Source organism: Streptomyces sp. NPDC002209 (assembly GCF_042890265.1).
Taxonomy (GTDB): Bacteria; Actinomycetota; Actinomycetes; order Streptomycetales; family Streptomycetaceae; genus Streptomyces.
This window is the reverse complement of the sequence record NZ_JBIARX010000005.1, coordinates 371,823-386,028: the sequence shown is the minus strand read 5'-3', so window position 1 is coordinate 386,028 and position 14,206 is coordinate 371,823. Positions and strand designations below refer to the sequence as shown.

Genomic DNA, 14,206 nt, shown 5'->3' with positions numbered 1-14,206 from the left:
CCCGGAATTCTTCTCCGGGGCGCGGGCCCTCGTCCGTGTGCACACGGACGAGGGCCGTCAGGCGAAGACCACGCAGGCGGCGGCCGGCACCGCCACCGAGCCGGCCCGGCGCGGCTGCCCGGTCAGCGGGTCGACGTCGAACCAGGTGACGTCCCCGGAGTGCTCGTTGGCCGCGTACAGCCGGCGCCCCGAGGGATCGGCGGCGAGGTCCCGCGGCCAGCTTCCGCCGCAGTCCACGCTGCCGGTGAGCCGCGGCGCACCGGCCCCGCCGGCGAGCGAGAGGGTGGCGATGGTGTCGGCGCCGCGGATCGCGGCCCACACGAACCGGCCGTCGGGCGAGGCCACCACGGCCGAGGGATAGGCCCGTACGCCCCCTGGAGCGCCCTCAGAGGCGATCGGAACCTCGTCGACCGGTTCCAGTTGCCCGGATCCCGGATTCCAGCGGCAGACGGTCAGCTGCGGCTCCAGCTCGTGCAGGACGTAGACCACCTCGCCGTCCGGGTGGAAGGCGAGGTGGCGCGGCCCCGTCCCGGCGCGCAGCGCGATCTCGCCGTGCAGGCGCAGTGCCCCGGTGGCCGGGTCCGGTGCGCAGACGCGGACCGAATCGGTGCCGAGGTCCACGCTGAGCACCCAGCGGCCGCTGGGATCGGGCAGCACCTGGTGGGCGTGCGGCCGCTCCTGGCGGCTCGTGTCGGGGCCGGAGCCCTGATGGGCCAGGATCGAGGCGGGTCCGGACAGGGCGCCGTCCGCGGCGAGCGGGAGGCTGCTGACGCTGCCGGAGGTGTAGTTGGCGGTCAGCAGCCGGCGCCCGGCCACGCTGAGGTGGGTCGGTCCGGCGCCGCCGACGCGGACGGCGGCGCCGAGTGCGGTGAGGCCCCCGGGGGTGGGCCGGAAGGCGGCGGCCGCACCCTGCTCGGTCTCGCTCACGGCGTAGAGCACGCCGGTGGCCCGGTCGACGGCCAGGTACGAGGGGTCCGCGACCGCATCGGTGGCGGAGAGCAGGGTCAGCGCACCGGTCGCCGGGTCCGCGGCCGCGGTGGTGATGCCGCGGCCGCCTCCCGAGGTGAACGAGCCGATGTGGACCCGGTGTCCGCCGCGCCGGGCGCTTTCGTACGCGCCTTCCGTACCGTCCGCATCGCCCACGGGATGCCCCTCTCCACCGTTCCGGATCGATCCGTGCGGAGCCGACGGTAACAGAAGGTCTAGACCAGATCTCGTCCTTGGGCGCGTTCCTGCGCTCCGGGGTGGTGCACGTACGCCGTCGAGCTCGGCCGGTCGTCGTACGTGCGGTGGAAGACCGGGGTAGCAGAGCCCGAGATCGGCGGCACGATCCAGGACCAGTCGGCGCCCACCTCGCGTCCCTTGCGCTCCTCCCGCTCTATGTGGCTCAGGAAGCGCCGGGACTCGGTGTGGTGGTCCGCGATGGTGACCCCGGCCCGGTCGAAGGAGTGCAGCACGGCCCGGTTGAGCTCGACGAGCGCCCGGTCCTTCCAGAGCGAACGGTCGCTGGAGGTGTCCAGGCCCAGGCGCCGGGCGACGGCGGGCAGGAGGTTGTACCGGTCGGTGTCCGCGAGGTTGCGGGCGCCGATCTCGGTTCCCATGTACCAGCCGTTGAAGGGCGCGGCCGGGTAGTGGATGCCGCCGATCTCCAGGCACATGTTGGAGATGGCGGGTACGGCGTGCCAGCGCAGCCCCCAGTGGGCCCAGCCCGCGTCGTCGGGGTGCTCGATCGGGACCTCCAGCACGGCGTCGGCGGGGGTGTCGAACCAGCGGGGCTTGTCGTCGACGCCCTGCACCACCAGCGGCAGCAGGTCGAAGGGGGTGCCGGCGCCCCCGGCCCAGCCGAGGGCGAGCAGCGCCCCGGTGAGGGGCGCGTTGCGGGCATCGCCCACGGTGACGGAGTGGTGGTCGCCGTAGCCGGCGTACCGGACGAGCTGCTCGCTCCATATCAGCGGGCCGGGGCGGTCCGGGGTGTCCGGGGCGAAGACGGTGATGGTGGGTCTGACCCGGCCCCCGTTGGTCGCGTCGCGCAGGTGCTCGAAGCACTCGGCGGCGATGTCGTCGGCGGCGGTGAGATCGCGCCGGTCGCGCACGCGCAGCGAGTTCCAGTACAGCCTGCCTATACAGCGGTTACTGTTGCGCCAGGCGACACGGGCCCCGTGGACGAGCTCCTGCGGGGTGTGCCGGTAGCTTCCGGTCTCCGCGAGCTCGGCCCGCACGGCGGCGAGCCGGGCCCGCGGATCACCGGTCTGCGGATTCTCGCGGTGGAAGAGTCGGATGAACTCCTCGGCTGCTTCCCACACTTGGGCTGTGGTCGAGCGCTGTTGAAGTATTTCCATCCCGGGCGGTTACCCCCTGTCCGACCAGATCCACCCTGTACGTGCCGGATGAATGTGCAATCAACAATCACCCGTTGTACATGCCGCAGGTCAGCGGCATACGGCACGCGTGTCCGGAACACTCCACCGGGTGATCTTCGGGCCATTGCCCTGCGGAGCGGAGCTGACAGGGCGTAGGATCCGCCGTCATCAGGTCTCTGACCTCGGGAATCATGGACAGGGGCGGGCCTTGAACCGCGCCCGCTCGCCGACGGCCGGGCCGTTCCCCGGCCGGGATCAGGCGCTGATGACGAGGGGCGAGCGGGGGTCGGTGCGCAGCGGGGCGTGGAGGGCCACGAGGGCGTGCTCCAGGCCGTGCAGGTGCGCGAGGGCCGGTTCCGCTGCGGCGGGCCGGGGGTGGCTGGGAACGGCGGGTCCCGCCGTGGTCTGCGGGGTGGTCAGCGCCTCCACGGCCGCCTCCACCCGCCAGCAGGCCGCGGCCAGCCGGGCGTCGTGCGAGGCCTGCGGGTCGGCGGCGACGGCCACCAGCCCGCGCACCTCCCGGGCGCAGTCGTCGAGCAGCCCGAGGACCTGCCGGGCCCGGGCCTTGCGGGCGCGCAGCGGGCTCAGCGGGTGGACGAGGGGCGCGAGGGCCATCCGTACGCGGCCCAGCAGCAGCTCGAGTTCGGCCGCGTGCGGGGCGGGATCGGCGTCGGGGTCCCCGGCGAGGCGGTCGAGGGAGGCCGCGGTGGAGGCCCGTACGCAGTGCAGGGCACGCTGGATCCAGGCGTCGTTGGCGGCGTGGGTGGTCACCGGGAGGACGAGCACCACGGCGAGGGCGGCGCCCAGCGCGCCGATCGCCGTCTCCTGGAAGCGCAGGACCAGCAGCCCGGGGTGCAGGACGCCGAGGAGCCCGTAGAGCAGCCCGGCCATGACGGTGACGAAGAACATCATCCAGGAGTACGAGGGGGCCGCGGTGTAGAAGATCCCGAAGACGCATACGGCGACCAGCGCGGCGGTGGGCGCCGGTGCGCCGTGCAGCGGTACGGCGATCAGCAGCCCGGCGGCGATGCCGACGACCGTGCCGAGGACCCGGCGGAATCCGCGGACGAGGGTCTCGCCCCGGGAGGCGGTGTTGACGAAGATCCACCAGGCGGTGCCGACGGCCCAGTACCAGCGGTCGTCGGAGAGCGCCTGGCCGATGCCGAGCGCGAAGGCGCAGGCCGCGGTGGCCTGGAAGGCCTGCCGCGTGGTCGGCCGGGCCAGCCCGGTGCCGGGCAGGCCGGGCGGCGCGGCGGGCGGCGGGGTGCGCCGCTCGATCGGCCAGAGGACGAACCGCACGGCTCCGGCGGAGAGCAGCGCCAGCCCGACGGCGGCGTACAGCTCGGGCAGCTGTCCGGGGACGGCGTGCAGGAACTGGGTGACGAAGAACATCATGAAGGCGAAGATCCCGAGGGCGTGCCCGCGAGGCCCCCAGCGGCGGGCGTAGACCCCGGCGAAGACGACGGCCAGGAAGGCGGCGTCCCTGGCCGGCGGCACCGCGTGCAGGCTGGTGGCCAGCGCGAGGACGGGGAATCCGGCGAGGGGCAGCAGGGCGCTCGTCACGCGCTGGGCCCGTACCGTCGGGTCGAGCACGGTGAACAGGGTGAGCAGGGCCGCCAGTCCCCCGGTGATCGAGGCGGTGAGGGACAGACCGCAGAGCTCGGCCACGACGACGGCGGAGGCGACGCCGAGCGCGGCCCGCAGCGAGTTCTTCAGTCTCAGGCGCCCCGGATCCGGAGCCACGAACATCCTCTTCACGGCGGTGTGCCGCCCCCCTCGAGATGGTGCGCGCCGGCCCGGCGGCCGCCCGGGGGTGGTGGGCGGCAGGCGGGCACGACGAAGGCACCGCGCTCCGGGCCGGCCTCGTTGCCGCCCGGCGCTGCGCGGCGCCGAAAGTACATGGATACGACACAGATAAGCATCCGAGGGCCCGCTGGCTCAACACGGCACCGGATCACTGGGCCATTGGCCCAGTCCAGGGGTGTTCCGTTCGGCCACCCACGGCCAACGGACCAGCAGTCGCTCAGGCCGGGCGGCGGGCGTAGCAGAAGAGGTGCTCCTCGGGTTCGACCGCCTCAGCGGCTCGGGCGGCCCCAGCAGGCCCGGTCCCGGGCCTGAACAGCGCGGTGTGGTGCTCCAGCACGTCCAGGCCTGCCGCGCCCAGCAGCCGCAGGTGCTCCGCCGTGGACAGGCTGCTGACGGTGACCTCGTGCCCCATCCACACGATGTCGAGGTCGCTGATGTCCCCCGGCACGGTGGCCATCACGAAGTACCCGCCGGGCGCCACCCACGAAGCCATCCGCTCCAGCGCCGCCGCCACCTCCCGCTGGGACATCACCAGCAGCGGGAAGAAGGAGCACACCGCCTCGAAGCCGCCCTCCGCGGCCGCGTACGTCCGGACGTCGGCCTGCTCGAACCGGGCCTGCGGCACCCGGGAGCGCGCGAGGTCGACCATGTGCGCCGAGACGTCGATGCCGGTCACCGAGCAGCCCGCCCGCACGAGCGCCTCGGCGGTCGGGCGGCCCGTACCGCTGCCCACGTCCAGCACACGGGCCCCGGGGGCGAGGCGGGCGGTCAGCCAGTCCAGTGCGGCGAGCTGCCCCGGAACGCGCCCGAACACCTCCTCGTACCGCGCGCCGACCTCGTCGAACACGTCCGCCGCGGACTTGCCACCACTCATCGGCGCCCCTCGCCCTCGTCTCGGTTCGCGCTTCCCGCCGCCCGTTCCACCGGTCCCGGACGCCGTGGAGTTCCTGCCCGGGCACACGGCCGGGAAACGACCGACCCGGGGATCACACCGGGCCGTGCGGAGCCGCCGCGGCGTGGCCCGACTCGATGGTCCGGAGGTCCGCCGCCAGCGAGTCGAGCCAGGCCGTCGTGGCGAAGTAGACGGGCCCCGCGTCGGGCGGCGCCGCCTCGGCGGCGGCGGGCACGGGCGCGGCCGGCACACCGGACCCGGCGGCCCCCGGAGCGCCGGGCGTGCCGGTCCCGCCCGGTCGGGTGTCGCCCGAACGGGCTGCGCCACGGGTCTTGTGCGGGGCGTCGACCACCACCGCCGCCCGGCGCAGTCCGGCCGCCACGCGCGCGGCGTAGTCCCCGAGCTGCGCCGCCTCGCTGCGCTCGAGCGGCGTCCCGTCCACACTGCCCAGGACCCGCCCGGCACCCCAGAGCACGTGGTGCCCGGTCATCACCGTGGCCTGCCAGTCCTGGCCCGGCCCGGCCGGGCGCTGCGTCTCGCTCTGGTACTGGGCGTACGCCGACTCGGCCATGACCAGCGTGACGCGGACCCGGTGCTCCGCGTCCTCCGCGTCCTCCGGGGCCTGCGCGAGCCCCCGGGACGCCGTCGCGACGGCGGCGGTCGACTCGACGTCGTCGGCGCAGGCGCGCAGCAGCCCGGCCACCGCCCGGCCCAGTTCGTCGTGGGCCCCGCGCGGCCAGGCCAGGATCCCGCACACCATTCCGATCGCACTGCCGATGGTCACGTCGAGGAAGCGGACCTCGGCCAGCTGCCAGGTGACCGCGGACAGCTGGGCGAAGACGACGGCGACGACCAGCGTGAACAGCGCCTGCGCCCAGCCCACCCCCTTCACGGGCCCGACGGTGAACGTGAACAGCATCAGCGGCGGGAGCACGATCGCGTACACCAGGGTCTGCCCGCCGGTCAGGGCGAGCACCGTGCCGGCGGCGAGCGCGCCCAGGGAGGTGCCGATCAGCGCGGTGCGCACGGTTCCGCGGGTCTGCACGGCGGTGGTCCGGGTGAGGCTGATGACCGCGAGCATCGCCCAGAAACCGTGCGGGAGGGAGTCGATTCCGGCCACGGTACGGGCCACCGCGAGGGCCAGCGCGATCCGCACGGCGTTCTGGAAGTACACGGACCGCGGCCCGGTGTGCGCGGCGATCCGGTGCCACCACAGCTGCACGGTGTTCTGCCGGACGTACCAGAACCGGTCCGCCGCGTCCCCCTCCGGGTGCGCGCCGCGCCCCTCCACGGCGATCTCCGCTGCCGTGCGCAGCGCCACCGCGACGTCCGCGATCTCCAACAGGGCGGCCTGCCGGCGGCGGGACTCGGGCAGCTCTGCGGGGGTGCGCGAGTTCCGGGCGCGCAGACGGAGCAGTTCCGTCGAGTCCGCGACGGGCCGCCGTCCGTCGCGCAGCAGCGTGGAGCTTGCGGTCGCCGATGCGCGGACCGCGCCCAGCAGATCGAGTCCGGCCCGTCTCGGCTCGCGTCCGGCCGCCGGCGGCGGCAGGTTGCGCAGCCGGGAGAGCAGCGTGCGGGCGACCAGTCCGGTGTGGGCCAGCGCCCGCTCGCGCAGGCCCGGCCCGGCGGGACGTTCCGCCTCCGGGACCCGCGAGGGCCGCAGCGCCTCGGTGGCCGCCCGGGCCCGGTCGGCCGCGGAGTCGGACAGGAAGTACGGCGGCCGCTCCAGGGCGGCGGCGCAGCGGGCCGCCTCGGCCACGGAGCCCGCGGCCCGCTCGGCGTACGTCGCCACCCGCGGGTCGGGCAGCACCCACGCCTCGGCCAGGATCAGCAGCAGGAGGCCGGTGAGGGTGCCGCCGAGGCGTTCGTCGAGGGTGTGCGGGGCGTACGGCGGGAAGCTCGGCAGGATGTACAGCAGTTGCAGCCCGGCCGCGGCGCCCGCCGGCCGGGGTCCGGCCGCCGCCGAGAAGGCCACGCAGAAGCCGATGACGGCCATGCCCAGGACGGCGCTCCAGGTCCGGACGGCGAGGAAGGTGCCCAGGGTCACCAGCACACAGGCCACCGGAAGCAGCCTGACCATCACCGCGGCCCGCTGCCGTCCCGTGCCCGGGATCCGGGAGAGGCCGGCCAGGGAGACGGCGCCGAAGAGGGCGTAGGTGGCGCTGATGGGCTGGCCGAGTCCGTACAGGAACAGGTAGAAGCCGGTACAGGCGGCGAGCGTGGTCCGGACGGCCCGGCGTGCGGCCGCCGGCAGGGGGCCGGTGCCCGTACGGAGTTCCCCAAGGGCTCGCACGGTTTCAGAATCCCACGGGATGCGGCGGGGCTCTCGGCGTGGACGTCCGCGGGCCGCCGGACCTCAGGGGTGGGTGTTCCAGCCCGCGATCACGGGGAGGCCGTGTTCGGTGGACAGGATGCTGACCGTGCCGGTGCGCAGCAGGAAGAGCCGCCCGTCCTGCGGTGGCAGGCCCAGGTAGCGGGCGGTCAGGACGCGCAGGAAGTGGCCGTGGGCGACGATCACGGCATCGCCGCGGTCCTCGGCGAGGACCTCGGCGGCCCGTGCCAGGGCGCGGTCCGCGCGGGCGCCGACCTGGGCGGCGTCCTCGCCGGGGTGTTCGGCGTCGCCGGGCGGGACGCCGTCGGTCCACAGGGACCAGTGCGGCCGGGTCCGCCGGATCTCGGCCGTGGTGATGCCCTCGTAGCCGCCGTAGTCCCATTCGTACAGGTCGGGGTCGGTGACGCCGCCGCTCAGTCCGGCGAGCTCGGCGGTGGCGACGGCGCGGCGCAGCGGGCTGGTCAGCACCAGGGCGAAGTGCCGGTCGCGGAAGTACGGGGACAGGGAGATGGCCTCCTCGACACCGGCGGCGGTCAGTGGCACGTCGGTCCGCCCCGTGTGGCGCCCGGTGGCGCTCCATGCCGTCTCGCCGTGTCTCACCAGCAGCAGGTCGCTCATTCTCCGGACCCTAAGCCCTCCGGCATGTCGGCGCCGAAGGTTGCGGGGCGCATGTCACTGTCGGGCGTCATGGACGTGGGACGGCACCTCTTGCGGCCGCCGCCGCTGACCGTGCTGATGGTCGTACTGACCGTCGTGACCGGCCTGATCGAGGCGGTCAGTCTGCTCGCGCTCGGACCGGTGTTCACGGCGATGCAGACCGGCAACGTGCTGTTCCTGGCCTTCGGGACCGCTCGGCAGGGGAATCTGCCCGCTCTGGCGCCTGCGGTGTCGCTGGCCGCCTTCGCCGTCGGGGCGGTGTGCGGAGCCCGGCTCGAAGCCACGTCGGAGGCCCGCGGACGGCGCTGGTTCGTGACCGGCCTGGCGATCGAGGCGGGGCTGATGCTGGTCGCGGCCGGGGTCGGCTGGGGCGTGGCGCCGCGCTACGGGCAGCCGACCGTGCGGCACATGGCGGTGGCGGCGCTGCTGGCCACCTCGATGGGCATGCGCAATGTCACGAGCATGCGGGTGAACGTGCCCGGGCTGCCGACCACGCTGGTCACCCGCTCCATGACCTTCCTGCTCGCCGGCTCGGCCCTGGGGCGGGACGGCGCCCTCGGGTACGGGACGGCCGCCTGGGTGCCCCGGGCGGTGGCCGTCACGGCGATGTTCACCGGCGGGCTGGCGGGGGCTCTGTTGGTACGGGCCGACTGGCCGGTGAACTGGCTGCTGCTGCCACCGGCCACGGCGGTGCTGGCGGTGGCCCTGGCGTATCTGCCCCAGCCTCCGCTGCACAGGCTCTGAGCCACCGCCCGTCGACAGCGGGGGTGAATCGATGCGCAAACGCTGCGAGTGGCCGGCCCGGTGCGCGGTGGCGAGGCTCGATCCATGGACGGAACGGTGGATCGGGCAGCGGATCGGGCGGCGGTTCGGGCGGCCGGTTGCGCGGCGGATTCCGCAGCGGGTCTCGCAGTCGGTTTTGCGGCGGGCGACGAGCGCTGCATGGAGGTGGTCTACCGGCGCTGGCGGCCGCTGGTCCACTCACTGGCCCACCGGCGCCTCGGCGACGAGCGGGAGGCCGAGGACGTCACGCAGCTGGTGTTCCTCGCCGCCTGGCACGGCCGGGGACGCTACCGGCCCGGGCCCGGCGGGTTCGGGGCCTGGATCACCGGCATCACCCGCCACAAGGTCGCCGACGCCCTGGAGGCGCGGACCCGGCGGACCCGGGCGACCGTGGCCGCTGCGCGCGCCGCCCCCGGTGCGGCCGACCGCCCCGGAAGCCTGCCGCAGCGGGAGTCGGAGCAGGTCCTGGACCGGGTGCTGGTCCTCGGGGAGCTGGCCAGGCTGCCGTTCGAGCAGCAGCGCGTGCTGCGCCTGGCCTTCTACGCGGACCTGACGCAGAGCCAGATCGCGGACCTCACCGGGCTGCCGCTGGGCACCGTCAAGAGCCATATGCGAAGGGCCCTGCACCAGCTGCGCCGGTCACTGCCCCCGGCGGCTCGAGTGACTCGATGACCGCGAGGCCCGAGCGCAGCCCGTACAGCCGCTCGGTACGCGGGGCCTGGACGTCCGGGCTCCAGCCGGGTCCGGCGAGCAGCAGCGCCGTGCGGCTGCGCGCACCGCGCAGGCCCCACTCGATGCCGGCCACCGACCGGGCCAGGGCCGGATCGGCGGTCGTACGGGACTGCGCCCACAGGACGACGGCCCGCGGGCCGGTGCGCCGCACGGCGTCGTGCAGCGCCTCGGCGGGCAGCGCGGCCCCGAACATCCGGACGGGCAGGCCCCGTTGGCCGAGGACCGCGGTCAGGGCCTCGATGGGCAGGCTGTGCTGCTCGCCGGGGACGCAGGCGAGGAGGACGGGCGGGGTCCGCGGCGGCTCGGGCGCGGGCCGGATCCGGTGCAGCGCCGAGGAGATCTGCCAGGACAGCAGGTGTTCGACCTCCACGTAACGCTCCCCGGCGGTGGCCCATTTGCGGCCCACGGCGTGCAGGGTCGGCGCGATGACCTCCTCCCACGCAGTGACCGGCCCGTGCTCGGCCAGTGCCGCCTCCAGCAGCTCGGCCACGGTCGGCGCGTCCAGGCGTACGGCGGCCCGCGAGAGCCCCCGGCACTCCGGGCGGACCGCCCCGAGCGGAAGGGCGTCCGCCCCGCCGGGGGTCCGCGCGGGTTTCGCTGCCTCGGCGCGGCGCTCTGCGGCGGCGACGCCGAGGGCTGCCCGGGCCGCCTCGGCCGGCGGCACCCCTTCGGCGGTGAGCCGGCACATCAGCTCCAGCCGGGCGACGTCCGGCGGGGTCCAGCGGCGGTGCCGGCCGGCCTCGCGGCGGGCCGGGCCGATCGCGTACCGGCGCTCCCAGGAGCGCAGCGTGGTCGGCGAGACCCCGAGGCGGCGGGCGACCGCGCCGGTGCTCAGCGCGGCGGCGGGCCGGGGCTGGGGCTGCGGTGGTGTCTGGGGCACGCGGTCCACCCGCTCACGATAGGGCTCCGGGGCCGGGGCCGGGCGCTCATGCGGCTCCGCGTCCGCGCCGGAACCGCTCGAGCCCGTCGGCGAGTTCCACGATCCGGTCCGGGTAGGCGTAGCGGGCCCGCTCCGGCGCGGGCAGCCGCCAGGGTTCGTGCACCTGCGGGGCGTCCAGTCCGGCGAGCTCCGGCACCCAGCGGTGCACGTAGCGGCCCGCCGGGTCGTACCGCAGGCCCTGACGAACCGGGTTGAGGACCCGGTTGGGGCGGGTGTCGGTGCCCGTCCCGGCCACCCACTGCCAGTTGAGCTGGTTGTTGGCGAGGTCCCCGTCCACGAGCAGGTCCAGGAAGTACCGGGCCCCGATCCGCCAGTCCACGTACAGGGTCTTGGTGAGGAAGCTGGCGGTGAGCAGCCGGCCCCGGTTGTGCATCCAGCCCTCGTGGCGCAGCTGGCGCATGGCCGCGTCGACCACCGGGTAGCCGGTGCGGCCCTCCTTCCAGGCCTCGGCCTCCTCCTCGGCGGCGGCCCCATTGCGCCAGTGGTCCCGGCGGTCGCGGTAGTCCCGTACGGCGGTCTCGGGGCGGGCGGCGAGCACCTGGTGGTGGAAGTCGCGCCAGCAGATCTGCCGGACGAAGGCCTCGGCGCCGGGGCCGACGGCGGTGGCGCGGGCACGGTGGACGGCCTCGGTGGGCGAGAGGGTGCCGAAGTGGAAGTGCGGGGAGAGCCGGGAGGTGGCGTCGCCGGCCAGGTCGTCGTGGGCGCCCTCGTAGCGGGAGAGGCCCGCGCGCAGCCAGCGCCTGAGGAGGTCGCGGGCCTCGCGCTCACCGCCGCGGGCGAGGCCCGGGGAGACGCCGGTGACGGCGGCGCGCCGGGGCAGCGGGTCGGAGCCGATGCCGTCGGGCACGCGGACGGAGCGCGGGGCGGGGGCGACGGCGCGGGGCGACAGTTCGGTCCAGCGGCGGAAGTACGGGGTGAAGACGGCGAAGTGGTCCGAGCCGGCGGGGAGCACGGCCCCGGGGGCGGCGGCCGTGACGACCGCGTCGTGCACGTAGAGCCGGACGCCCTCGGCTTCGAGGGCGGCGCGCAGCCGTTCCTCACGGGCGTGGGCGTAGCCGCTGACCCCGGCCGCCATGTGGACCTCGTCGGCGTCGCACTCGTGGACGAGGGCGCAGACCTCGGCGACGGCGTCGCCGGAGCGCAGCACGAGCCGGCCGCCGCGTTCGCGCAGTCCGGCGTCCAGGTCGGCCAGGCAGTCGGCGAGGAAGGCGAGCCGGTTGGGGGCGGCGAAGCCGGCCGCGTCGACGGCCCGGTCGCGGACGAAGAGCGGCACCACCTCGTCGCAGGAGGAGAGGGCCGCGCGCAGCGGCGGATGGTCGTGCAGGCGCAGGTCGGAGGTGTACAGGACCACCGCGACGTTCATGGGTTCTCTCGCTCCGCGTCGGGACCGGGGGGACGGCTGTCGTCCGGTACTTCGGCGGACGGGGGCCGGTCGGATGCGGATGTGGTGTCCCGGGTCTTCGCGCCGGCGCCGGCCACGGCCGCCTCGTCGTCCAGGCGGCGCGCGGCGCGGGCGATGTTGCGGGCCATGCCGCCGAAGACGACGGCGTGGAAGGGCGACACGCTCCACCAGTAGAGGTGGCCGAGCAGCCCGTGCGGGTGGAACAGGGCCCGCTGCCGGTAGCGGGCGCCCCGGACCGCACCGCGTCCGCCTTGGTCACTGCCCGGCGGCGCGGCCGGGTCCGCGTACATCTCCAGCCAGGCCAGCCCCGGCAGCCGCATCTCCGCGCGCAGCCTCAGCAGGCGGCCCGGTTCGATCTCCTCCACCCGCCAGAAGTCCAGCGAGTCCCCCACCCGCAGCCGGGCCGCATCACGCCGGCCGCGCCGGATGCCGACCCCGCCGACGAGCCGGTCCAGCCAGCCCCGTACGGCCCAGGCCAGCGGGAACGAGTACCAGCCGTTCTCCCCGCCGATGCCCTCCACCACCCGCCACAGCGCGGCGGGCGAGGCGTCGACCGCGCGTTCGCGCCGGTCGGTGTAGAGGCTGCCGCCGGCCCAGTCGGGGTCGGTCGGCAGCGGGTCGCTGGGCGCACCGGGCAGGGAGGCGGAGGACCAGCGGGTGGTCACGTCCGCCTCGCGCACCCGCCGCAGGGCCAGGGACACGGCCCGGTCGAAGCCGATCGGGGCACCGGGCGGGTCGGGGACGTACCGTGCGATGTCGTGCTCCGCGCACACGACCTCGTGGCGCAGGGATTCGGCGAGCGGCCGGGCCAGGGCCCGCGGCACGGGCGTGACCAGGCCGATCCAGTGGCTGGACAGCCGCGGGGTCAGCATCGGGACGCGCAGGATGAGCCGGTGGGGCAGGGCGGCGACGGCGGCGTAGCGGCGCATCATCTCCTCGTACGTGAGCACGTCGGGGCCGCCGATGTCGAAGGCGCGGCTGACTTCGGGCGGCATGGCGGCACTGCCGACGAGGTAGCGCAGGACGTCGCGGACGGCGACGGGCTGGACGCGGGTGCCGACCCAGCTGGGGGTGACCATGACGGGGAGCCGTTCGGTCAGGTAGCGCAGCATTTCGAAGGAGGCCGAGCCGGAGCCGATGATGACGGCGGCGCGCAGGACCGTGGCCGGCACCCCGGAGCCGAGGAGGATCTCGCCGACCTCGGCGCGGGAGCGCAGGTGCGGGGACAGGTCGCGGACCGGGATCCCGGCCGGGGTGAGCCCCCCGAGGTAGACGATGCGGCGGACGCCGGCCGCACGGGCCTGTTCGGCGAAGACGCGGGCGGCGGTGCGGTCGCGGTCCTCGAACCCGGATCCGGCGCCGAGGGCGTGGACGAGGTAGTAGGCGACGTCGATGCCGTGCAGGGCCGCCGCGACGGACTCGGGGTCGGTGACGTCGCCGCGGACGACCTCGGTGCTCCCGGCCCACGGGTGGTCGCGCAGCTTCTCGGGGGACCGGGCCAGGCAGCGGACGCGGTGTCCGGCGCCGAGGAGCTCGGGCACCAGGCGGCCTCCGATGTATCCGGTGGCCCCGGTGACCAGGCAGTGCAGACCGGTGGTGTTCGTCATCGCTGTCTCCGCTCCTCGTACGTGTCCGCCGTTGCGCAGTCGGCATCCCCGCAGGGGATTCCCGTGGACCGGCGCCCGCGGATGCACTGCGCCCGCGGATGCACTGCGCCGGCGGATGCGCTGCGACAGCCGATGCACTGCGGCAACGGGCACCCGCCTGGGCCATTGGTACAGTCCTGTCATGGCGGTGGACGAGCTCGACACCCGGATCCTGCGCCTGCTGATCGAGCAGCCGCGCACCAGCGTCCGCGAGTACGCCCGGCTCCTCGGGGTCGCGCGCGGCACCCTGCAGGCCCGGCTGGACCGGCTGGAGCGCACCGGGGTGATCACCGGCACCGGTCCCGTGCTCTCCCCCGCGGCGCTCGGGCATCCCGTACTGGCCTTCGTGCACATCGAGGTCACCCAGGGGCACCTGGACGAGGTCGGCGATGCGCTGGCCGCCGTGCCGGAGATCATCGAGGCCTTCTCGATCACCGGCGGCGGGGATCTGCTGACCCGGGTGGCGGCCCGGGACAACGCACACCTGGAGGACGTGATCCAGCGGCTGATCCAGCTCCCCGGAGTGGTCCGCACGCGTACGGAGGTGGCGCTGCGCGAGCGTGTCGCGCACCGCCTGCTGCCGCTGGTGGAGTCCGTGGGGCGGGCGGCCCGCAAACCCTGACAGGATGGCCGGGAAACGCACATGACCGGCAGAA

At 75.2% G+C, this 14,206-nt stretch carries 12 protein-coding genes; 3 read left to right on the top strand and 9 right to left on the bottom strand.

Translation table 11 applies throughout. The annotated features are described in order from the left end of the window. Positions 1–57: 57 nt before the first annotated feature. The 6 genes from ACFYXK_RS13415 to ACFYXK_RS13390 all read right to left on the bottom strand — a co-directional run bounded on the left by ACFYXK_RS13415 (position 58) and on the right by ACFYXK_RS13390 (position 8,008). Positions 58–1,143: a lactonase family protein gene (locus tag ACFYXK_RS13415; RefSeq protein WP_389411256.1), complete on the bottom strand. Its 1,086-nt coding sequence runs from the start codon at positions 1,141–1,143 to the stop codon at positions 58–60. A gap of 59 nt (positions 1,144–1,202) precedes the next feature. Continuing rightward, positions 1,203–2,339 carry a nitric oxide synthase oxygenase gene (locus ACFYXK_RS13410; RefSeq protein ID WP_389411255.1) on the bottom strand — a complete coding sequence of 379 codons (1,137 nt, stop codon included), beginning with the start codon at positions 2,337–2,339 and terminating at the stop codon, positions 1,203–1,205. A 276-nt stretch (positions 2,340–2,615) separates the two neighbouring features. Next, positions 2,616–4,109 carry an FUSC family protein gene (locus tag ACFYXK_RS13405; protein ID WP_389411345.1) on the bottom strand — a complete coding sequence of 498 codons (1,494 nt, stop codon included), beginning with the start codon at positions 4,107–4,109 and terminating at the stop codon, positions 2,616–2,618. Between the two features lie 274 nt (positions 4,110–4,383). Beyond that, positions 4,384–5,040, bottom strand: coding sequence for a class I SAM-dependent methyltransferase (locus tag ACFYXK_RS13400; protein WP_389411254.1), 657 nt, complete (start codon positions 5,038–5,040; stop codon positions 4,384–4,386). A gap of 112 nt (positions 5,041–5,152) precedes the next feature. Further along, complete coding sequence (locus ACFYXK_RS13395) at positions 5,153–7,351, bottom strand: FUSC family protein (RefSeq protein WP_389411253.1); 2,199 nt, start codon at positions 7,349–7,351, stop codon at positions 5,153–5,155. Positions 7,352–7,414: 63 nt separating this feature from the next. Continuing rightward, positions 7,415–8,008 carry a histidine phosphatase family protein gene (locus tag ACFYXK_RS13390; RefSeq protein ID WP_389411252.1) on the bottom strand — a complete coding sequence of 198 codons (594 nt, stop codon included), beginning with the start codon at positions 8,006–8,008 and terminating at the stop codon, positions 7,415–7,417. A gap of 51 nt (positions 8,009–8,059) precedes the next feature. Between ACFYXK_RS13390 and ACFYXK_RS13385 the strand changes: the two genes are divergently transcribed. Both ACFYXK_RS13385 and ACFYXK_RS13380 read left to right on the top strand, forming a co-directional pair. After that, positions 8,060–8,791 (top strand): YoaK family protein, encoded by a 732-nt coding sequence (locus ACFYXK_RS13385; RefSeq protein ID WP_389411251.1) that lies wholly within the window; start codon positions 8,060–8,062, stop codon positions 8,789–8,791. Between the two features lie 198 nt (positions 8,792–8,989). After that, positions 8,990–9,502: an RNA polymerase sigma factor gene (locus ACFYXK_RS13380; protein WP_389411250.1), complete on the top strand. Its 513-nt coding sequence runs from the start codon at positions 8,990–8,992 to the stop codon at positions 9,500–9,502. Here ACFYXK_RS13380 and ACFYXK_RS13375 read toward each other — a convergent pair. Genes ACFYXK_RS13375 through ACFYXK_RS13365 form a run of 3 tightly spaced genes read right to left on the bottom strand, consistent with a single transcriptional unit; the run spans position 9,429 to position 13,511 of the window. Further along, a complete protein-coding gene (locus tag ACFYXK_RS13375; protein WP_389411249.1) occupies positions 9,429–10,451 on the bottom strand; it encodes a MerR family transcriptional regulator in 1,023 nt (340 codons plus the stop codon). The genes ACFYXK_RS13380 and ACFYXK_RS13375 overlap by 74 nt on opposite strands. A gap of 37 nt (positions 10,452–10,488) precedes the next feature. Then, a complete protein-coding gene (locus tag ACFYXK_RS13370) occupies positions 10,489–11,865 on the bottom strand; it encodes a cryptochrome/photolyase family protein (protein WP_389411248.1) in 1,377 nt (458 codons plus the stop codon). After that, positions 11,862–13,511, bottom strand: a complete 1,650-nt coding sequence (locus tag ACFYXK_RS13365; RefSeq protein ID WP_389411247.1) for an SDR family oxidoreductase — start codon at positions 13,509–13,511, stop codon at positions 11,862–11,864. The genes ACFYXK_RS13370 and ACFYXK_RS13365 overlap by 4 nt, the downstream gene beginning before the upstream one ends. A gap of 181 nt (positions 13,512–13,692) precedes the next feature. On the opposite strand from ACFYXK_RS13365, the gene ACFYXK_RS13360 reads away from it, so the two are divergent. Then, positions 13,693–14,172, top strand: coding sequence for an Lrp/AsnC family transcriptional regulator (locus tag ACFYXK_RS13360; protein ID WP_383510935.1), 480 nt, complete (start codon positions 13,693–13,695; stop codon positions 14,170–14,172). Positions 14,173–14,206: the final 34 nt, after the last annotated feature.

Excerpts from the sequence above, each read along its gene's own strand:
- ACFYXK_RS13410 (WP_389411255.1), bottom strand. The coding sequence starts at position 2,339 with ATGGAAATACTTCAACAGCGCTCGACCACAGCCCAAGTGTGGGAAGCA.
- ACFYXK_RS13405 (WP_389411345.1), bottom strand. The coding sequence starts at position 4,109 with ATGTTCGTGGCTCCGGATCCGGGGCGCCTGAGACTGAAGAACTCGCTG.
- ACFYXK_RS13400 (WP_389411254.1), bottom strand. The coding sequence starts at position 5,040 with ATGAGTGGTGGCAAGTCCGCGGCGGACGTGTTCGACGAGGTCGGCGCG.
- ACFYXK_RS13390 (WP_389411252.1), bottom strand. The coding sequence starts at position 8,008 with ATGAGCGACCTGCTGCTGGTGAGACACGGCGAGACGGCATGGAGCGCC.
- ACFYXK_RS13385 (WP_389411251.1), top strand. The coding sequence starts at position 8,060 with ATGTCACTGTCGGGCGTCATGGACGTGGGACGGCACCTCTTGCGGCCG.
- ACFYXK_RS13380 (WP_389411250.1), top strand. The coding sequence starts at position 8,990 with ATGGAGGTGGTCTACCGGCGCTGGCGGCCGCTGGTCCACTCACTGGCC.
- ACFYXK_RS13370 (WP_389411248.1), bottom strand. The coding sequence starts at position 11,865 with ATGAACGTCGCGGTGGTCCTGTACACCTCCGACCTGCGCCTGCACGAC.
- ACFYXK_RS13365 (WP_389411247.1), bottom strand. The coding sequence starts at position 13,511 with ATGACGAACACCACCGGTCTGCACTGCCTGGTCACCGGGGCCACCGGA.
- ACFYXK_RS13360 (WP_383510935.1), top strand. The coding sequence starts at position 13,693 with ATGGCGGTGGACGAGCTCGACACCCGGATCCTGCGCCTGCTGATCGAG.